This window comes from Acinetobacter sp. CAU_H_S170_2 (assembly GCF_058890445.1).
Window position 1 is genome coordinate 1939702 of the sequence record NZ_JBZYAE010000001.1, and the last position, 18336, is coordinate 1958037.

General features: G+C 40.1%; 22 protein-coding genes. 17 read left to right on the forward strand and 5 right to left on the reverse strand.

Features of this window, described 5'->3' with window-relative positions; all coding sequences use genetic code 11:
- Positions 1 to 48: 48 nt before the first annotated feature.
- The 17 genes from AC5EUN_RS09540 (at position 49) to AC5EUN_RS09620 (ending at position 13779) form a co-directional block, all read left to right on the forward strand.
- Complete coding sequence (locus AC5EUN_RS09540) at positions 49 to 678, forward strand: phage baseplate assembly protein V (protein WP_010326504.1); 630 nt, start codon at positions 49 to 51, stop codon at positions 676 to 678.
- The gene (locus AC5EUN_RS09545; protein WP_010326503.1) at positions 675 to 1019 is read left to right on the forward strand and encodes a GPW/gp25 family protein; all 345 of its coding nucleotides are present in this window, start codon (positions 675 to 677) and stop codon (positions 1017 to 1019) included. Before AC5EUN_RS09540 ends, AC5EUN_RS09545 begins: the two co-directional genes overlap by 4 nt.
- Positions 1016 to 1927 (forward strand): baseplate assembly protein, encoded by a 912-nt coding sequence (locus AC5EUN_RS09550; RefSeq protein ID WP_010326502.1) that lies wholly within the window; start codon positions 1016 to 1018, stop codon positions 1925 to 1927. Before AC5EUN_RS09545 ends, AC5EUN_RS09550 begins: the two co-directional genes overlap by 4 nt.
- Positions 1924 to 2529: a phage tail protein I gene (locus AC5EUN_RS09555; RefSeq protein ID WP_010326501.1), complete on the forward strand. Its 606-nt coding sequence runs from the start codon at positions 1924 to 1926 to the stop codon at positions 2527 to 2529. The genes AC5EUN_RS09550 and AC5EUN_RS09555 overlap by 4 nt, the downstream gene beginning before the upstream one ends.
- Entirely contained in the window at positions 2522 to 4600 is a 2079-nt protein-coding gene (locus AC5EUN_RS09560; protein WP_010326500.1) for a non-contractile tail sheath protein, read from the forward strand. The genes AC5EUN_RS09555 and AC5EUN_RS09560 overlap by 8 nt, the downstream gene beginning before the upstream one ends.
- A gap of 40 nt (positions 4601 to 4640) precedes the next feature.
- Positions 4641 to 6017 (forward strand): phage tail-collar fiber domain-containing protein, encoded by a 1377-nt coding sequence (locus AC5EUN_RS09565; RefSeq protein WP_010326499.1) that lies wholly within the window; start codon positions 4641 to 4643, stop codon positions 6015 to 6017.
- A gap of 10 nt (positions 6018 to 6027) precedes the next feature.
- The gene (locus AC5EUN_RS09570; protein ID WP_010326498.1) at positions 6028 to 6315 is read left to right on the forward strand and encodes a hypothetical protein; all 288 of its coding nucleotides are present in this window, start codon (positions 6028 to 6030) and stop codon (positions 6313 to 6315) included.
- Positions 6316 to 6404: 89 nt separating this feature from the next.
- Positions 6405 to 7580, forward strand: coding sequence for a phage tail sheath protein (locus AC5EUN_RS09575; RefSeq protein ID WP_010326497.1), 1176 nt, complete (start codon positions 6405 to 6407; stop codon positions 7578 to 7580).
- A gap of 38 nt (positions 7581 to 7618) precedes the next feature.
- Positions 7619 to 8134 carry a phage major tail tube protein gene (locus tag AC5EUN_RS09580; protein ID WP_010326496.1) on the forward strand — a complete coding sequence of 172 codons (516 nt, stop codon included), beginning with the start codon at positions 7619 to 7621 and terminating at the stop codon, positions 8132 to 8134.
- A gap of 62 nt (positions 8135 to 8196) precedes the next feature.
- A complete protein-coding gene (locus AC5EUN_RS09585; protein ID WP_010326495.1) occupies positions 8197 to 8535 on the forward strand; it encodes a phage tail assembly protein in 339 nt (112 codons plus the stop codon).
- 17 nt (positions 8536 to 8552) lie between these two features.
- On the forward strand, positions 8553 to 8669 hold the full coding sequence (locus AC5EUN_RS09590) for a GpE family phage tail protein (protein ID WP_081241752.1): 117 nt from the start codon (positions 8553 to 8555) through the stop codon (positions 8667 to 8669).
- Between the two features lie 14 nt (positions 8670 to 8683).
- Positions 8684 to 11260 (forward strand): phage tail tape measure protein, encoded by a 2577-nt coding sequence (locus tag AC5EUN_RS09595; protein ID WP_010326494.1) that lies wholly within the window; start codon positions 8684 to 8686, stop codon positions 11258 to 11260.
- A gap of 5 nt (positions 11261 to 11265) precedes the next feature.
- Complete coding sequence (locus AC5EUN_RS09600) at positions 11266 to 11706, forward strand: phage tail protein (protein ID WP_010326493.1); 441 nt, start codon at positions 11266 to 11268, stop codon at positions 11704 to 11706.
- Positions 11703 to 13010, forward strand: a complete 1308-nt coding sequence (locus tag AC5EUN_RS09605; RefSeq protein ID WP_493352299.1) for a contractile injection system protein, VgrG/Pvc8 family — start codon at positions 11703 to 11705, stop codon at positions 13008 to 13010. The genes AC5EUN_RS09600 and AC5EUN_RS09605 overlap by 4 nt, the downstream gene beginning before the upstream one ends.
- A 142-nt stretch (positions 13011 to 13152) precedes the next feature.
- Entirely contained in the window at positions 13153 to 13428 is a 276-nt protein-coding gene (locus tag AC5EUN_RS09610) for an Ogr/Delta-like zinc finger protein (protein WP_081241753.1), read from the forward strand.
- Positions 13421 to 13621, forward strand: coding sequence for a TraR/DksA C4-type zinc finger protein (locus tag AC5EUN_RS09615; protein WP_029574995.1), 201 nt, complete (start codon positions 13421 to 13423; stop codon positions 13619 to 13621). Before AC5EUN_RS09610 ends, AC5EUN_RS09615 begins: the two co-directional genes overlap by 8 nt.
- Positions 13618 to 13779 carry a hypothetical protein gene (locus tag AC5EUN_RS09620; protein ID WP_155115398.1) on the forward strand — a complete coding sequence of 54 codons (162 nt, stop codon included), beginning with the start codon at positions 13618 to 13620 and terminating at the stop codon, positions 13777 to 13779. Before AC5EUN_RS09615 ends, AC5EUN_RS09620 begins: the two co-directional genes overlap by 4 nt.
- A gap of 479 nt (positions 13780 to 14258) precedes the next feature.
- On the opposite strand, the gene AC5EUN_RS09625 is transcribed toward AC5EUN_RS09620, so the two are convergent.
- From AC5EUN_RS09625 to AC5EUN_RS09645, 5 genes are all read right to left on the reverse strand, one after another.
- Entirely contained in the window at positions 14259 to 14531 is a 273-nt protein-coding gene (locus tag AC5EUN_RS09625) for a DUF4236 domain-containing protein (protein ID WP_035330444.1), read from the reverse strand.
- Positions 14532 to 14549: 18 nt separating this feature from the next.
- Positions 14550 to 14744: a YdcA family protein gene (locus AC5EUN_RS09630; RefSeq protein WP_081241754.1), complete on the reverse strand. Its 195-nt coding sequence runs from the start codon at positions 14742 to 14744 to the stop codon at positions 14550 to 14552.
- 457 nt (positions 14745 to 15201) lie between these two features.
- Positions 15202 to 15960, reverse strand: a complete 759-nt coding sequence (locus tag AC5EUN_RS09635; protein ID WP_010326488.1) for a hypothetical protein — start codon at positions 15958 to 15960, stop codon at positions 15202 to 15204.
- A 3-nt stretch (positions 15961 to 15963) separates the two neighbouring features.
- Positions 15964 to 16995 carry a CydX/CbdX family cytochrome bd oxidase small subunit gene (locus AC5EUN_RS09640; protein ID WP_010326487.1) on the reverse strand — a complete coding sequence of 344 codons (1032 nt, stop codon included), beginning with the start codon at positions 16993 to 16995 and terminating at the stop codon, positions 15964 to 15966.
- 107 nt (positions 16996 to 17102) lie between these two features.
- A complete protein-coding gene (locus tag AC5EUN_RS09645) occupies positions 17103 to 18143 on the reverse strand; it encodes a hypothetical protein (RefSeq protein WP_058952067.1) in 1041 nt (346 codons plus the stop codon).
- Positions 18144 to 18336 lie beyond the last annotated feature (193 nt).

Below are 18336 nucleotides of genomic sequence, written 5' to 3' on the forward strand. Positions count from 1 at the left end.
CAAATTGCCATTAATGCAAGCTTTGAACCCTTAACGCAAAGTAGGCACATGAGTGCTGAAATCCATCGCCGCTTAGAAAATTTGATCCGTTTAGGACGAATTAAAAGCGTTACCCCTGCTAAACCTTTTCATACCGTCACAGTCGACCTCGGCGATATCGTGACCGATGAATTACGTCTATTTAATTTACGCGCAGGTGCAGACCTAAGTCATGACTTACCTAGCATCAATGAGGAATGTGTCGTCTTCAGCCCAACTGGTGAGCTTGCCCTCGGCATTGTTTTGGTTGGTTTAAACAATGAATCTTTTCCGACTCCATCATTGAACCCAAATATTAAATTAAGAGTCTATGAGGATGGGGCCATGATCAGCTATGACACTGCTAATCATTCATTACAAGCCATCCTCCCCAATGGAGGAACGGCCATTCTTACTGCATCTGGAGGTATCACGATCAATGGCGATACCTCCATTAACGGTAATTTACAGGTCAATGGCAGTACTGCCATGACTGGAAATAATACAGTAGGTGGCAGCCAATTGATCCAAGGTAGCAGTCACTCTACTGGCAACTTCAGTACAGAATCTGATGTGAATGCCGGAAGCATTAGTCTTAAAAACCACAAGCATAGTGGGGTTCAATCTGGTGGATCAGATACAGGAGTGTCAAAAGCATGATGTCACGTGAAACTGGTCAAAGCCTCGAGGTCATTCCTCACATTAAACAATCCATTCAAGACATTTTATTTACGCCCATTGGCAGCCGAGTGATGCGTCGTGAATACGGTTCTATGATTTTTAAATTGCTCGATCAACCCTTTAATGATGCTGTCCGCCTTCAAGTGATGGCCGCAAGTGCTACAGCCATTTTGACTTGGGAAGACCGAATCAAACTGATCAATGCTCATTTTTCTAAGGCAGAAAATAGCCGTTTCCAATTGGATCTAGAAATGCAAATTGTTGGTTCTTCAGACATCAATAAATTATCAATTCCATTAACAATGGGCGCTTCAACATGACTCAATCGACTAATGCAATTGATCTATCTCAACTACCTGAACCAACAGTTGTAGAGCAAATAAACTACGAAACAATTTTAGATGCTGGACTACAAGAATATTATCGTCGTATGGATGCCCTTGGTATTTCTTATACACGACTTCGTGAATCTGATCCTGCTTACAAACTAGCAGAAGTCTTTGCATTTCGAGAAATGATTGTACGTCAGCATGTCAATGATTCGGCTAAAGCCGTATTACTTGCATATTCTTCAGGAATAGACCTTGAACATAAAGCTGCTGAAAAAAATCTAAAACGCCAATTAATTACTGCTGAAACCTCAACAACAAAAGCTATATACGAAACTGATGCATCACTCCGTAAGCGTGTGCAACTTGCACCTGAAGGCCAAACTACTGCTGGTAGTGAAGGTTCATACATTTTCCATGGCCTCAACGCCGATGTACGGGTTAAAGACATTTATCCTTATGCGCCATTAGATGAAAACCAAAACCCAATGGGTATTTGTAATATCTATGTGCTTTCTACTGAAGGCAATGGTACTGCATCAGAAGACCTTTTAAATGTTGTGAATACAGCTTTGAATGCTAAATCAGTTCGCCCTTTGACAGATCGTCCTATTATTTATTCGGCATCTATTATCAATTACATCATTGAAGCAGAAATTTATATTGATGAAGGTCCAGATGAAACTATCGTTTTGAACAGTTGCTATAAAGCCACAGAAGAATATATCCAAAAAGTCCATTCATTTAATGATGGCGTTTCATTGTCTGGGATTTACCAAGCACTCCACCAAGCAGGTGTCAGCCGTGTCAATTTGATTTCACCTGCAAGCAATATCGATACTTCAATCGGCCAAGTTGCGTATTGCACCAGCATTAATATTTCAAAGGTGGACACATGAGTAAATTACTGCCCCCAAACTCCACTAAATTTGAAATGAATTTTGAAAGTGCATTTTCACGTGTTTCAAATATTGAAGTAAATATACGCAGCTTTAATGATCCACTGAATGCACCAGTTGAAGTTTTGCCATGGTTAGCATGGGAACGTTCAGTTGATGTATGGAATAAAGATTGGACCGAAATTCAAAAGCGGCAAGTCATACAAACCTCCCTGAAGAACCATAGTATTAAAGGTACGATTGGATCGTTAGATGGCGCGCTTAATTCATTGGGGTTTCCAATTGTCGTACAAGAATGGTTCAACATGGTGCCACAAGGTAAGCCTTATACATTCAATATTTTTATTAAGACTAGTCAAAATAATATCAGTAAGTTTGATTTTAAAGAGTTAACGAAAGTTGTCCGTACTTATAAAAATTTACGTTCTCACCTTACTGGAATATCACTCGTTCTTGAAAGTACTTCGAGTATTTACACAGCAGCGGCCGTTATTACTGGCCAAGAAATTGAGTTCGCTCAGGCCGCAGGTGGATTGTATTTAGATGGTACTTGGTTACTCGACGGCAGTTATAGATTAAATGGAGTCAATTTAAGTGAGTGAAATAATCAGTAAATCAGAGTGGTCCCCAATTCGTTTACTTGAAAAAAATGAATTAGCTTTGGGCGGCATTAATGGCAACATGAATGAACAAGCAAAAGCACTAGGAAATCGAACTCTTTTTTTGAAAGATCAAATAACAGAGATAAGCAACTATTTAGGCCAAGATTCCACTCAAGAAGCTTTTCATATCATTGAAAGTACCATCCCTCGTTTTTCCGCCGACTGCTGGACAATTGATGGGCCACGAAGTATGTCCTTCTGCCTTGTGGGTGAGGCTGAAGATGCTTTTGATGTCTATTTTACTTCACGACGTCAAAACGATTTCGCTGCAGCTATTTTCTTTAGTGAAGATCAAGCGATGCACCCATATTTGGCCTATGAAACAAAAGGTGATTTTAGAAACTGTACTTTATCTTTTTCTATCGATACTTCAGGTGATGTGCCTGCAATTGATAATGAACATCTCGGGTTAGTCATGACGATTATTGTTAATGACGATAGCGAAACAGGCCAATCACCTTACTATTTACGATTAGCAAATCTTGCTGATCCAGTAACTTTAACAGCAACCCATGCCGATATCACGATTGATTGGAACACTGTAGTCAGTGGTTATGAGCAGAACATTCCATTTCCGAAAGAAGACATTCACCGTATCTTTATTGGATGTTTAACCCATGGATTTAATGCTGAGTTAAGTGATCCTTTGGAGCGACCACAACAAGGTGAATTGCATGTTAGCAAGATTCGATGTACTGGAAGCAATAGCACGTATAAGCGTAAATCTTTAAGTATTCCACAACATACTTTAGGCATGTGTACTGGCTATGACGATAGCTACAATGTGAACCCAGCTCGCTTGATAAAAAACTGCTATGACTTAGGTTATCGAGGTTTTATTAATCACTATTGTGGAATGTCTCATTTTTATGATTCCCGTTGGGATATAGAACAACAGCGGTTTATCGTCAGACGCGGTCCGGGTGACGACCAATTCGACTCTTACTTGAACCGAGAAGCAACAATTTGGCATACCCATTTTGCCCGTGCAGCACATAAACATTTCATGAAAATGATTTTTTCTATTTCATACGAGATTTATAGTGAAGCAGCAGAGCTTAGTTGGACGCAGCGGGATTGGGATAACAATTATGCATATACAGGTTATGAACCCCCTAGTTATTTGCTGAGTCCCTGTATTCCTGAAGCAATGAATTGGCTACAACAAGTCTTTATCGAGTTTGCAGGCATTTTAAATAATGAAGGTCATACTCCTTACATGCAAGTAGGTGAGCCGTGGTGGTGGATTAATCCCAATGATAAACCGTGTATTTATGACTATCCAACAAAGGTTAAATTTAATAACGAAACAGGTTTGTATGCACCAGAAATTGCCGATCGGATGAGTGATGTTTCAGGGGCGACAGAACAAGAATATTTGCTTTTCTTGCAAGAGGAGCTGGGCAACTCCGTGCGTCGCATACGCGCAGTAGTCAGGGATTATTATCCTAAGGCTCAGGTCTCCACACTTTTCTTTTTACCAAGCATCTTAGGTGAAGGTAGTGGCATTGCTTCAATCATGAATTATCCAATTGAACATTATCGTTATCCGAATTTGGATTTCATTCAAACTGAAACATACGATTGGTTGATCGTCGGAGAGTTTAATAAAGCGCTTCGGGGATTTACCTCAGCAATTGATGAATTGGGATATCCAGCGGACTTAGTACATTACTTAGCAGGATTTGTTCCTGATAATTTCTTAGGAAAGCTAGTAAACCCTGAATATGACTTAATCAATGATGGCCCTAAGGTTTGGCAAGCCATTATGGGTAGTGCCTATCTTGGTAAAGAGTACAACGTCGCAAAGCAATATATCTGGGCATATAACCAAATCATGCGAGATGGCTTAGTTGTACTGCCAGAAGACACGCTTAAACGGTTTTGGCTTGCAGATAAAGCTTATATGAGTCAAACAAGACAAAGTGAAATTACAGGTACTCCTATTCCTGGATTACCAGTCAATCCAACTCGCCCTCCGAAACCCGAAACACCAAATTATCCTGCATGACCTGAACATTGTGGAATTATAAGATTGGAGAATTTTTAGAATGTTATATAAAACTATTCATACAACAATAGGTCTGCAGCTATTAGCAAGTGCCGAGGCTACGGGTTCAAAAATTGAAATCACCCATATGGCTGTTGGTGATGGAAACGGTAATGAAATCATACCCAATCCGACGATGAAACAATTAAAACGTGAACGGTTTCGTGCACCAGTCAACCGAATATACCAAGATCCAGAAAATGAAAATTTATTCACTGCAGAGTTAATTATTCCCGTTGAAACAACGAGTTTTGTCGTTCGTGAAATTGCTGTATTTGACAGAAATGGCAATATGCTCATGATTGGTAATACACCTGAAGTACATAAACCATCTTTAAGTGATGGTGCATTCAGTGACTCTGCATATCGCATTCCATTTGTTGTGAGTAACAGTGACAGTATTGAGTTAAAAATTGATCCCAACGTGGTTACTGCGACACACAGTTGGATCATGAATACTTTGACAACAGCATATTTTTTCCCGGGTGGAACGATTGGTCAAGTTCTGAAGAAAAAATCGAACATTGAAGGAGACATAGAGTGGGATGATGCTTCTAATGCGGACGTCTTTGTTAATACAGTTGAAGAAGAGCAATCGCTAGTTGCTAACCAAACTATTGTAGATCTCACTAGCACGACTACCCGTGGTGCAGCGGTGTACATTAATGGCGAACGTATTACCAACAAAGTTGGTGCCAATGGTTGGCTTGCAACCTCAAATACGCAAATTACTTTGGGTAAGGCTTATGCTGGGGCCAAAATCCTGATTGTTCAAAATGAACCTTTAGGAGCTGCACCTTATCCTTTGGCTCAAAAAAATAACCTTTCCGACATCTTAAATAAACCTTTAGCACGCCAGAACTTAGGTGTCATGAGTTCGGATGAGGCGAGATACAATGACTGTCCACCTGGTACTGTTATCACTTTGGCTTCACAAAATATCCCGACTGGTTACCGATTATTAAAATGTAATGGTGCAGCTTATTCTCGGACTGCTTATGCAGATCTATTTGCTGCAATCGGTATTTATTATGGTGCTGGCGATGGCGTAAATACTTTTAACGTGCCTGATGCACGTGCAGAGTTTCCACGTTATGCAGATGATGGACGTGGTATTGATGTTGGTCGTTTAATCGGCAGCAAACAAGGTGATGCAATTCGAAACATTACAGGTGACACACCTGGTGGGTCAGGTGCAAGAGTGCCCGCATCTTCATATACTGGCGCTTTTTCTCTAAGTGAAAAAGCGGCTGGAAGAATTTCAACAGGTGAAAATTGGGGCTTACTCACAGCAACATTTGATGCATCGCGTGTTGTACCCACTGCAAATGAAAACAGACCACGTAACATCGCATGGCTTGCCTGTATCCGCTATTAAGGAATGAAACATGAATCAGATTACCGTGTATCAAACCAATTATTCAGGTTTATTTGTTGGAGAGACAATAGCCAATGAGTCACCACTTGAACCTGGTGTATTTGCTATCCCTGCAGGTTGTGTCGAGATAGCACCACCTTCTGAATGGTCTGAAGAACAATGGCCACGTTGGAATGGTTTCAAATGGGAACTGATCCAAAAGCCTGAAGTTCAGCAAGTGGAAACACCAGAAGAAAAACTGGCTGAATTTTTGAAAAACAATCCTGATGTTCTGTCTTTAATAAACTCCAATTTGTAGCATACCCTCTTACAAAACCTCGCGCTTAAAACGTGGGGTTTTGTATGTAAGCCTTTTGATGAACTAGAACATCAACAAAAGGTTGCCCTATGGCATTAGATGAATATCACCACGGTGTCCGTGTTGCAGAGGTCAATAACGGTACGCGTTCGATCCGTACAGTGGCCACCAGTATTATCGGTTTGATTGCAACCGCTTCAGATGCGGATGCTACCTCCTTTCCACTCAATACACCTATCCTCATCACCAATATCCAAAGCGTGATTGGTAAAGCAGGAAAGTTAGGTACCTTAAAGTCGTCGCTACAAGCGATCGTCGACCAAACCAATACAACGGTTGTAGTTGTCCGTGTGGATAGCGCTGAGACAGAAGCAGAACAAAGTTCACTTGTCATTGGAACTACAACAGCTTCAGGTCAATACACAGGCTTAAAAGCCCTACTCACGGCAAAAGCAAAACTGGGTGTGACTCCTCGTTTAATTGGTGCACCAGGACTTGATACCCAAGCAGTAACGACAGCACTGGCGAGCACTGCACAAAAGCTACGTGCTTTCGCTTATGCCTATGCTTATGGCTGCGGAACCAAAGAAGAAGTTGTGGCTTATCGTGAATCGTTTGCTGCACGAGAACTCATGCTGATCTGGCCTCAGTTCATTCATTTCAATACCGAGACTTCGCAAAATGAAGCTATCTCCCCTGTAGCTTATGCACTGGGGCTACGTGCCAAAATTGACAATTTAACAGGTTGGCACAAAGTTATTTCCAATGTCGCGGTCAGTGGTGTTGTTGGTATTAGTAAAGATGTCTGGTGGGATCTACAGCAAACTGGCACAGATGCCGACTATCTCAACTCAAATGGCATTACTACGCTCATTCGTGAAGATGGCTTTCGCTTTTGGGGCTCTCGTACCTGCGACGCGGAAGGACTATTTCCTTTCGAGAACTACACACGCACGGCTCAAATCATTGCTGACACGGTTGCTGAAGCGCATATGTGGGCAGTCGATAAACCACTTCATCCATCACTGGCCAGCGACCTCATTGAGGGCATTCGCGCCAAACTCAGTGACCTAACCAATAACGGCTACCTCATGGGTGGTGAAGCTTGGTATGACGAGACAAAGAACCCTGTAGAAAATTTAAAAGCAGGAAAATTCCGCCTCTCTTATGACTACGGTCCAGTTCCACCACTTGAAGATCTTGGCTTCTACCAAATGATCACAGACGACTACCTCGCAGATTTTGGCGCACGAATCACAGCATAAAGCTGTGATTTGTCCTCCCCCTATTTGAGTAAACACACATGGGATTACCAAACAAACTTAAAAACATGAACCTATTCAATGATGCTGAATCATTGGTCGGTGAAGTTGCGGAATGTACGCTTCCAACCTTAGGACGTAACTTCGAGAACTGGCGAGGTGGTGGTATGAATGGCCCTGTTGCCATCGACCAAGGTATGTCTGAAGACTCTATCGATTTTGAATGGAAAATCGGAGGTCTCAATCTGACATCACTACGTCAGTTCGGCATTACCTCTGCCTCTGGCGTCTTACTACGCTTCGCTGGTGCATATCAACAAGACGACACAGGTGCAGTCACTCCTGTCGAAGTTGTGATTCGTGGTCGTCATGAAGAAATCAGTATGGGTACCCAAAAGCCTGGTGATGACACTGAACAAACCATTAAAACCAAATGGACCTATTACAAGCTTACGGTCAACGGCAATAAAGAAATTGAAATCGATACTTTGGCCATGAAAGAAATCGTCAACGGTGTCGATCGTTTAGAAGCACAGCGTAAAGCCTGCGGTCTGTAATGCCCGACCTACTGCACAATTTTATGCAGTAGGTCTTTTTTAAACTTAGGAATTCAAACGCGATGAATATGCAACAACAAGCAGAAAACCTCGAAGTAATCAAAAACCCAAACGAAGCCCAATACACCCTTGAAACACCAATTCAAGTTGGTGGACAAACCATTTCGGAAATTATGATTCGTAAGCCAGGTACGGTCGCACTTTCTGGACTCTCCCTCCAGGACATTTACCGTTCCGATGTAAATGCACTCTGCCAAATCATTCCCAAATGTGTATGGCCACAAATCCCACGTGAAGCAATGCCCCTTTTAGACCCAGTTGATCTTGGTCAAATTGCAGGTCACATCATCTATTTTTTGATGCCGAAGTCGCAACGTGCAGCGACCGATATCCAATTATAGACAGTATTCCCGATGTCATGGCCAACATAGCTTTGGTCTTCCACTGGTCACCACGCGACTTCGCAGAAATGAGCCTCAGCGAATTATTTATGTGGCACCAAAAAGCTTTAGAGCGTAATCAAACCAACGAGTGAAGGTATTCCCACCAATGTCGACCTTAAATTTACGCGTTTTTTTTGACGCAAAGGACAATATGTCTGGCCCCATGAAGGCGATTATTGGTGGCTCACAGAACCTCGGTACCGCCTTTAAAAAAACGCGTACTGAGCTTAAAGCGCTTCAGGATCAACAAGGCCATATCAACCGCTATAAGGAAACGCAAACTGCCTTAGAGGCTACAGCCAATAAAACGGCAGAGTATCGGAGTGAATTAAAGCAACTACAAAGCTTACAGAAAAACGGTAACACCTTAACCGAGACTCAACTCAACAAAATTAAAAACCTCGAACAAGGGATTCGCCGGCTCAAGAGTACTGAAACCACCCAACGTAACGAATTGCAAAACCATATCCAAACTTTGCAAAAAGCTGGACTCAATGTCGACAAACTATCCAGAGGTGTAGAACAGCTCACTGACGAAGAAAGTGCGCTTAAAAATAAAATCCACCTCACCACCATGGAGTTGAATAAACGTCGTGATGCCTTGGATAAAAACAGTAAGGCGCAAGAGCGTTTTGCCAAAACCCAAGCCATCCTACAAAAAGGTTCAGACTTCGCCAAAAAAGGCTTAATGGTGGCAGGTGTTGGCACGGCAGCCATGACTGTGCCCGTAAAACTGGCCATCGATTATGAGTCCTCTCTAGCCGATGTCAAAAAGGTCTTTAACGGTACCGAAGCTGAGTTCAAATCCATTAATAATGAAATTGTTGAAATGTCGACTCGTTTGCCTATGGCAGCCAAGGACATTGCTGCGATTGTCGCCGCTGGTGCGCAGTCCGGTATTGCAAGTAAGGAGCTCACCACCTTTGCTGAAACGGCTGTAAAAATGGGTGTAGCCTTCGATATTTCGGCTGAAGAATCTGGTCAGTCGATGGCTGAACTACGAACAGCTTTTCGGATGTCACAGGCACAAGTAACCACCCTAGCCGACCAAATTAACTACTTAGGCAACAATACCCCAGCAGCAGCCAAAGGCATTTTAGAAATTGTACAAAGGATTGGACCCCTTGGTGAAGTCGGAGGCTTTGCTGCCTCTAGTATTGCCGCGTTAGGTGCGACCTTACGAGGTATGGGTATTCAAGAGGAAATTGCTGCGACTGGTATTAAAAATACTATGTTGGCCTTGGTTGCGGGCGAGTCTGCAACTAAGGGGCAAATCTCAGCCTATAAAGAGCTTGGTTTGGACTATGGCAAAGTCGCAAAAGACATGCAAAAAGATGCCAACGGGACGACTCTCATGGTGTTAAAGCAGATTGCTGCCTTAGACAAATACAAACAGGCTTCCGTTCTTTCAGATTTATTTGGTAAAGAGTCATTGAGTGCGATCGCACCGCTGCTCACCAACATGAGCGCCCTTGAGAAGAATCTGGGCTTGGTAGCAGATAAAAGCCAGTATGCCGGCTCCATGGAAAAAGAGTATGCAGCACGTGCAGCAACGTCGGCGAACAATATCAAATTATTAAAAAATGGCGTGGCTGCATTAGGTATCGATATCGGTAACGTCCTACTGCCACCACTAAATAGTTTAATCCTCAAAGTACGTACGTTTACCAATGACGTCCGTAACTGGGCAAAAGAAAATCCAGCACTTGCTGCAACCCTCACCAAAGTGGCAGTCGCAGGCATTGTTTTACTGGGTGGTATATCAGCGCTTGTGCTGGGTATTGTGACCTTGCTAGGGCCGTTAGCTATTTTAAAAATGACATTCGGCGCTTTAGGGATTGGTTTTGGTGCCTTAGGTGCAATTTTCTCCCCTGTCGGTTTAGTTATTTTAGGGGTAGTCGCTGCGGTAGCAGGTGCTGCCTATCTCATCTACCGCAATTGGGAGCCAATTTCAGGTTTCTTTAAATACGTTTGGTCAACCATCAAAACCGCTTTTAGTGGTGGGATTTTAGGTGTAAGTGCACTCATCCTAAACTGGTCACCATTAGGTTTGTTCTATTCTATATTTGCCAAAGTCCTTTCTTGGTTTGGCATAGAGCTTCCCGCTAAATTCACTGGCTTTGGTAGCATGTTGGTGAAAGGTTTAATCAACGGAATTAAATCAATGTTCCCTGGGCTGCAAAGTATTTGGTCACAAGTCACCAATTTCATGCCCGACTTTATGCGGAAGAAAATGGATATTCACTCTCCGAGCCGTGTCATGGCAGGCATGGGCGGTCATATTGTCGATGGTATAGGTGTAGGACTGAATAACCGCACACCTGCCCTACAGAGTCAGTATCGGCAAACGCTTGGCGTCTTTGATAGTGCTATGCCAACAGTGGGCTCAGGCACCAAACAACCTTTGATAGGTGCAAGCGCCTCAAAGGGAAATACCCAACCATCAAAATCGATGAGTGGCCACGATGCTTGGAATCAAAATGCACCCAAATTTCAGAGAGCAACGCCTATTCAAAACCATAGGAATATCACGATTCATAATAGCGACAATATTCAGATTCACATCGACAACAGCGGTAAAGGTGTTTTACACAACGCTGCCAATGAAGTACGCCAAGCTTTAGCCCAGCGCGATCGGGAACGCAGTGCGCTGATCCGTCGTATGTTGACAGATCGGGAGTAAGACACATGATGATGGCACTTGGTTTATTCGTATTTCAACTCTCGACCGCATCTTATCAAGAGCTACAGCGCTCAACGGCTTGGCGACATCCAAGTAACAGCCGTGTGGGCAATACCCCTGCCTATCAGTTCACTGGAAAAGATGAAGAAACCATCAATTTATCCGGTGTAATTTATCCTGAAATTACGGGCTACCAAAACTCGCTCGATATGCTACGCAACATGGGTGACACAGGTAAGCAGTACATTTTAATTGAAGGGACTGGAAAGATTTATGGGTTGGTGATTATTAAGGACGTTCAGGAAACCCGTTCCAACTTTTTCCATAATGGCGGTACCCGAAAAATTACGTTTAGCGTCTCTTTAATCATCACCGAAGACACTACCAAGAAACTGTTGGGTGCTACAGGTCAGGCATTGTTAAGTCTTGGGGGTCTCATTTTATGAGTTTTATGCCCTCTAACACTGAGCAATATACAAGCCTCAATAACTATCCGCATGCTATTTACCGCATTACCGTGAATGATATTGATATTTCATCGACTTTGGCATCGCGTCTCGTTGGACTGAGTTTGCAAGACAACCGAGGAATGGTGGCAGATAGTGTCGACCTCACTTTAGACGACAGTGACAACGCGCTCGAAATTCCTTCTGTCGGTGCAGAAATGAAAGTTTGGCTCGGTTGGTCGGACACGGGCCTGATGTATAAAGGGTCTTATTTGGTCACGGGCGGTTCACATTCTGGTGCCCCAGATGTTCTGAGAATATCGGCTGAAAGTACCGACCTTGCAGAAGCATTTCGTCAAAAGCGAGAGCGATCGTTCCACCAACAGACCATAGCAGAAATTTTCCAGGCATTGGCCTTTGACTATGGTTTAAAAGTGATGGTACACAGCAGTTTAAGCAGTCGTAAGGTTTCACATATCGACCAGAATGACTCCGATGCCAATATCATGACCCGCATAGCCGATGAACACGATGCGATTGCAACAGTCAAAAACAATACCCTTCTTTTACTTCCCATTGGTGAGGCACAGACCAGTTCAGGGCTCGACCTACCTGCAGTTGAACTGGTCAGATCTGACGGTGACCAACACTCATATTCTTATGGGCAAAGTCATGACAAAGTGGAGTGTGTAAAAGCCTATTATCACAGCCCGAAAAAGGGTGAAAAGCTGTATGTGATTGTCGGTAGTCATACGGATAACCCTAAAGAAATTCGCTTTATTCACCGTGACAAGAAAACAGCCGAACTGGCCGCTTTAGCTGAATTAAAACGATGTAAACGGGCTGAGCAATCTTTGTCTTATACCTTGGCCAAAGGTCGACCCGATTTACTCCCGGAGCAAGAGTTTTCATTTGTGGGTTTAAAGGCTCAGATCGATGAAATCGTTTGGCTAGGCAAAACCATTACCCATGACTTAAACGAATCTTCAGGCTATACCACACGTATAGAGCTAGAGGTACAACTGCCTAATGCTGACGATGTTTCCATAGTGTTTGATGACACGACTAAAATTGAGCAAGAGAAAAAGACCAAGACAGGTTCAGGGCAAAGAAAAGCGAAAAACTATAAAACCTATACTGGTGTAAAAACATGGTATTCGGCAAAGCCTAAACCTCAGCTTATGACGGTAGGTGACCAAAGCCAGCCTTTGATATTGGTACGCACTTATAAGAGTAAAAAGACGGCTCAAGTGGCATTAAATCGGGAGTGGGCTCGTATTCAAAAAGCCAAAGGCGAAAAATAAAAAAAGCTGCCAGTTATTCACTGAGCAGCTATCAAGAGGGTCTAATTAAAATAACGATATTTCGTACATAAATCAACATTAAATCACCATATATAATACTTTTATTATACAATAAGTACGATAAACCGAGAACAGGTCACGTATGGCAAATACAAGAAATCAGAATGCTTGTCCGCACTGCGGATCTAAAGTGATTATTCGGCATTCTCAAGTTGAAAATCCGCTTTTAAAAACACTTTATGGACAGTGCCAAAACCTTGAATGTGGTTGGACTGGTCGGGCTCATTTGGAATGGGCTGCCACGATTTCCCCATCAGCTACACCTAACCCCGCTATCAAGCTTCCTCTTTCACAATGTGCGCTTGCAAGAAACATCATTAACCATGACGCACGCCAGCTTCGGAGTCGTCATGGCTGATATTATAGATATCGCTCAACAACGCCAGCTAGAACAGGTTCGTATCCAACCTAAGGACTATTCACAGCCTTCACTTTCTGAGTGTGAAGAATGTGGGAATGACATTCCACCAGAACGTCAAAAGTATGGTGCAGTGACTTTGTGTGTTGCTTGCCAGAGTAATTTAGAGTTAAAGCGGAGTTTATACCGATGATTCATTTTGGAATTATTTTTATTGTTTTGTTTGTGGTGGCTTTGGTTCTTTTATGGATGATTTTGGACTATCAATACATTCGTATGCAAAGCTTGCTAAAACAAGAGCACAGCATGATTGAACGTTGTATTGATAAAGTGCGAGCAAGGGAGATCTAAATGTGGATCTACCCTTTTCTCATGGGCATTATGATTGGCTGTATTTCTATCAGTATTTATTTCTTATATTTCATAAATTAAATGCAAGTTTTCAACTTGAAAGCTCATTTCCAAAATAAGAAAAGTCAATTTGTATTATCCCCTCTAACAAATTGAAGTCCGTGAAAAATGCTTCTTTCAAAAATAGACTCACCAGACAAAGCAAAACCCCAAAGATTCACAGTCTTTGAGGTTTCTGTATTCAAGCCTTACACCAACTAAGGATCAAATCATGTCTGAAAGTATAGCATTAATCGTTAAAAGTTTAGAGGTCATCATGGAAAAATATGGCTACTGGAAAGTTAGTTTTCTGATTATCTTATGTATGATCATCTGGCGGTGTTCGTATATTATTACGGCACTAAGATGGTGGTGACTTTAGAATTATCTACCCAAGAATATTTCCTACATCTATAAAACTAAAAGCTCGTAAAGAGCTTTTAGAAAATCCAAATCAAAATAAAGAAAACAATAATTCCAATCCAAATCCAATGAACAGAGCTTTTACTTTTAGGTTTGCTTCGAACATACTGCGAATATGAAGAATATGAAAGACCCGTTTTAGGAATACCGACTGTAGTCCTAGTTCCTTTCTTTCCTAAATTTACCCTTGCACTCTTTCCACCTAAAGAAACACTACTGATTCCTTTTTTGGATACATTAAGTTTTACGCCAGGTGCAATTTTAAAACTTTTTCTAAAATTAAAACCCATCATAATTCTCCTTAAGAATTATCTTCCTGTGCATCTCTTTTTAGACTGGCTAACTGAACCATCTCTACACATAAATTTTCCTTCTGCGGTACAGTGTTTAACTCCACCCTTAGAACCTGAGCATGGTTGGCGTCCACGCCCTGCATCTGCGATAGAAGCAAACCCCACAGAAAGGATTAAACCTAGACAGATTTTTTTAGATATATTTCTCATGATACTTCCCCCTAATTATTAATTTTAAATGCAAGGGAATAGTATCTAAGCTACTTATTTTTATCTACAAAAATACAAATTGTTTAACCCTCTTTAGTCTAATTCCGACTCAGTTCACGTTTATTTTTATACTCTTCTCTTATCACCCAAATTGATTTTATTGCGCCCAAAGTACACGCAAAATATGAGTGTTAAAATAATGGACAATAAGAAGAATACTGGCGCGATCGTGCCTTCAGGATACTTAACTGCCGTTTCGATGCCTAAACCGAGAATCATAAACAGCGTAAGGATCGATAAGAAATGGTGTGTAAAAATAGACATCCGTGAAGGTGTCTCACCATTAAAAGTCAGGAAGTAAGTTTTCGGTAGTAGCAAATACCAAATCATAAGTACTGGGATCGCACACCAAATACCTAAGCCAAACATCAAAGCGTAAATCATATTTTACCGCTCCTTATCCAACCTTATTTTCTTTAACTAAGACAGGATTCTTAGCAATATTTCTTTCTTGCTGACTTTCATCTATTTTTTCTATCTCTAAAAAGTAAAGCGCGGCAAATGGTTTCAAAGTTCTGAATGTATACACTAGCGATATGATAAAAAAGACTATAAAGAAAGAAATGCTTTCAAGTACATTAAAATTAAAAGAAATAAGCTCTGGAAATAAACTAGAAATAAGGTTTAAAAAAATTGGTAGGCCACCTATACCATTTATACCAAAGTACATATAAGGAGTTCTCTTTTCTTGGAGTTCTATACTCTCTTTCGTATATTTAGGTTTTAACTTATATGTTTTTGTCTCTTTATCTTTTTCTAAATACTCACAGCCTTTTTTGTACAGACGAATTGCTCTTTGAGAATCCCTGCATGAAATAATATATTTCAGTAAATCTATATCTTTGTTCTTAAATTTTAAGAAGTTTTCAAGTTTAGAAACTTTGATATGGTATTCCATATCGCCTTTAAATTCGCTTAATGCTTCATCATTCAAAAGGTCTTCTTTTTGCTCAATTTCTCTCAGATATTTTTTATTACTATATTCAGAGTAGACTTTAAAGTGTGAAATTATTCCTGACTTGCCAAACATGTATAAAAATGCAGCTAGAACAATTATAAAAAGTAATGAGCAAATGAAAACTAAACCATATTCACTTTTCATGATTTCACTCAGAATAGCAGTAAAATCTACTTTAGCATCAACATTCGCAGCCATACCTTACCCCTTAACTTTCAACACATCAGTTGCAGCTTTCACCATTTCTGTTGTGCTTTTCAATTGGTCAGAGATCAGGTTACTCATATCTTTATGAGCAGCTCCATCTATTTCACGACCGAAGTATTTCAGCGCAAGTTCTTTACGTACCGAAGCGGCCTCTTCAGTTGGTATGCTTTCCATAAAACTTGGATATGCTTGTAGCTCTACTTGGGTTTGGTAGTTTTGGTCTGCAAGACGCTGATAATGAGTAGATTGCTTTAAAAAATAAGTAATTAAAGTAACTCCGACTACTATTATTGAAGCCTTAAGTACCCAAAACTCAACATTTCCAAGAAAAGCTGGAATTAATACTTTTTTTAGAAAAAATGTCCCTAACGAAATTGCTACCGTTAGTCCAAGTGCCCAATAGAAATACCATCTATAATCTTTTTCTAAACCACGATATTTAGTAACAGCTTGATCATAAATATTCTCAGTTTTCGCATTATCTGCTATATTTCTAATACGACGAAATCTACTTATTTCATCATCAGCATGTAATATTATATTTCTAATTTCATCTGTTATTACTCGACTGTAATTATCTTTTTCACGTTTTAATGCTGTGATAAATGATTCCATAGAAAATAAACTAGCATTCGTTACAGCCAAATCATTTGGCATTAAATAGTAATTTTCCTCATCATACTCCTTGATTACAGTTTTTAAAGGAAGGGATATTGAAAATAAATAATCTAAGTTTTCACTATCTGTTTCAATACTTTCAATTATACTTTTTAACCTTGCGGCTTGCCTGACGCATCCACCTATCAAGTGTTTATTAAGATCAAACAAATCAGGATATTTATCACTGGCTTGATAATCAATATGCTTACCGTCTTTTAATTCCTCTAAGTAATCTATCACCTTTTCAATTTCAACAGTAATTTTTGATTTTATCTTCATATTATCATCTTTAATTCTTTCTATTAGTTTCTGATTATCGCTACTAGTATTACGAATTAAATTCTTTATTGGTTCATCTATTATCATGTTAAATTCAACTTAAGTCACATTCTTTAAAATATTGAAGTTCGTATAGCATCTAAGCTAAAAATTTTTCTATAATAAAATCAGTTACAAACACTAAATATAAAATATCAAGCCGCATCTTTCGGTGATTTATCATCCTTTGGTGCTTCTGCCTTTGGCGACAAATCCTTCACTGCTTTAATAAAGTCTGTATTAGCTTTAATGTTTTCATGCATCAAGTTCTCACCACCTGTATAACTTTCGTGGTGAATACTATTACCAAAGTACTTATAAGCAAGGTCAAAGCGAATTTTTTCTTTCATTTCTTCAGGCATACCTTCCATATATCGTGGAAGTGCATCTAACTCTTTAGCTGTGCGGTAGGCATCATCAGCCAAACGACGGTTCATAAACGAACGTTTTAAAAGAAATGCCGCAAGTGTTGTAGAAAGTACTAGCAGGGATACTTTTTGAATATAAAACTCTGGCGAAAGTTTGCCATGAATTTTTTCTGGAAAATCGGCTTCAATAAATAAAAAATTAAAATTATTTACATAAAATGTTAAGCCTAAAAAATAGAGTATCAATACACCCACTATTGAATAAAATGCAAATTCATAGAAGCGTGCTATTAATCTAAATTTTGTTGAATCATCTTCAAAAATTTTATGGACTTTAATATTTTTCTGATCATCTATCAATGTATTAAGATGATTAATTTTAAGACTTAGCATCTCCTCTTTTGACTTTAACACGTCAACAAGCTCTTCTGACTTCCCCTTATAATCCTTATATGTCTGAATTTGAAAGTCTTTCAAAACACTTCTAGCTAAAACTAAAATTTTGACTTTAAATTCAAGAATGAAAGCCTTAAAATGATTAAAATCACTTATATTTTTTATCTCCTCTCCACTTAAGGAAATAAGATTTTCAATTTCAATCTCAAGTGTTTTTGAAATTACATTAAGTCTTTCAATATAATCAAAAATTTCATTAAATTTCTCGTCTATATCTATTAATAATTTTTCAAAATATCCTGCTTGATCAATAGGAACACAAACTTTATCTAGTGTTTTAGATATTAAATCTTTCAAAGATGAAAGTTCTGACTTTATTTTATTGAAGCGTTCAGTATCATTATGACAGCTTAAATTTAATTCCTCACCCATCCCCAAACCCCCACCCAAATCACAATTTTTTATAAAGTATTGACGCGCATATAGTATCTAAGCTACTCTAAATTTACCACAGCAAAATCTGTGGTTAGGCGTGGAAACCTAAAAACACTAACAGGCGTAAAAAGTCCGCCCATGCGGCTATTTTTTTGCGTAAAATTCGGCTGTGCCTTTTATGGCAGGCTGG

Coding starts and splice junctions, on each gene's coding strand:
- AC5EUN_RS09605 (WP_493352299.1), top strand. CDS start 11,703: ATGAGTTTTATGCCCTCTAACACTGAGCAATATACAAGCCTCAATAAC.
- AC5EUN_RS09580 (WP_010326496.1), top strand. CDS start 7,619: ATGGGATTACCAAACAAACTTAAAAACATGAACCTATTCAATGATGCT.
- AC5EUN_RS09540 (WP_010326504.1), top strand. CDS start 49: ATGAGTGCTGAAATCCATCGCCGCTTAGAAAATTTGATCCGTTTAGGA.
- AC5EUN_RS09620 (WP_155115398.1), top strand. CDS start 13,618: ATGATTCATTTTGGAATTATTTTTATTGTTTTGTTTGTGGTGGCTTTG.
- AC5EUN_RS09600 (WP_010326493.1), top strand. CDS start 11,266: ATGATGATGGCACTTGGTTTATTCGTATTTCAACTCTCGACCGCATCT.
- AC5EUN_RS09610 (WP_081241753.1), top strand. CDS start 13,153: ATGGCAAATACAAGAAATCAGAATGCTTGTCCGCACTGCGGATCTAAA.
- AC5EUN_RS09550 (WP_010326502.1), top strand. CDS start 1,016: ATGACTCAATCGACTAATGCAATTGATCTATCTCAACTACCTGAACCA.
- AC5EUN_RS09630 (WP_081241754.1), bottom strand. CDS start 14,744: ATGAGAAATATATCTAAAAAAATCTGTCTAGGTTTAATCCTTTCTGTG.
- AC5EUN_RS09625 (WP_035330444.1), bottom strand. CDS start 14,531: ATGGGTTTTAATTTTAGAAAAAGTTTTAAAATTGCACCTGGCGTAAAA.
- AC5EUN_RS09640 (WP_010326487.1), bottom strand. CDS start 16,995: ATGATAATAGATGAACCAATAAAGAATTTAATTCGTAATACTAGTAGC.
- AC5EUN_RS09645 (WP_058952067.1), bottom strand. CDS start 18,143: ATGGGTGAGGAATTAAATTTAAGCTGTCATAATGATACTGAACGCTTC.
- AC5EUN_RS09615 (WP_029574995.1), top strand. CDS start 13,421: ATGGCTGATATTATAGATATCGCTCAACAACGCCAGCTAGAACAGGTT.
- AC5EUN_RS09565 (WP_010326499.1), top strand. CDS start 4,641: ATGTTATATAAAACTATTCATACAACAATAGGTCTGCAGCTATTAGCA.
- AC5EUN_RS09590 (WP_081241752.1), top strand. CDS start 8,553: ATGGCCAACATAGCTTTGGTCTTCCACTGGTCACCACGCGACTTCGCA.
- AC5EUN_RS09545 (WP_010326503.1), top strand. CDS start 675: ATGATGTCACGTGAAACTGGTCAAAGCCTCGAGGTCATTCCTCACATT.
- AC5EUN_RS09635 (WP_010326488.1), bottom strand. CDS start 15,960: ATGGCTGCGAATGTTGATGCTAAAGTAGATTTTACTGCTATTCTGAGT.
- AC5EUN_RS09555 (WP_010326501.1), top strand. CDS start 1,924: ATGAGTAAATTACTGCCCCCAAACTCCACTAAATTTGAAATGAATTTT.
- AC5EUN_RS09585 (WP_010326495.1), top strand. CDS start 8,197: ATGAATATGCAACAACAAGCAGAAAACCTCGAAGTAATCAAAAACCCA.
- AC5EUN_RS09595 (WP_010326494.1), top strand. CDS start 8,684: ATGTCGACCTTAAATTTACGCGTTTTTTTTGACGCAAAGGACAATATG.
- AC5EUN_RS09575 (WP_010326497.1), top strand. CDS start 6,405: ATGGCATTAGATGAATATCACCACGGTGTCCGTGTTGCAGAGGTCAAT.
- AC5EUN_RS09570 (WP_010326498.1), top strand. CDS start 6,028: ATGAATCAGATTACCGTGTATCAAACCAATTATTCAGGTTTATTTGTT.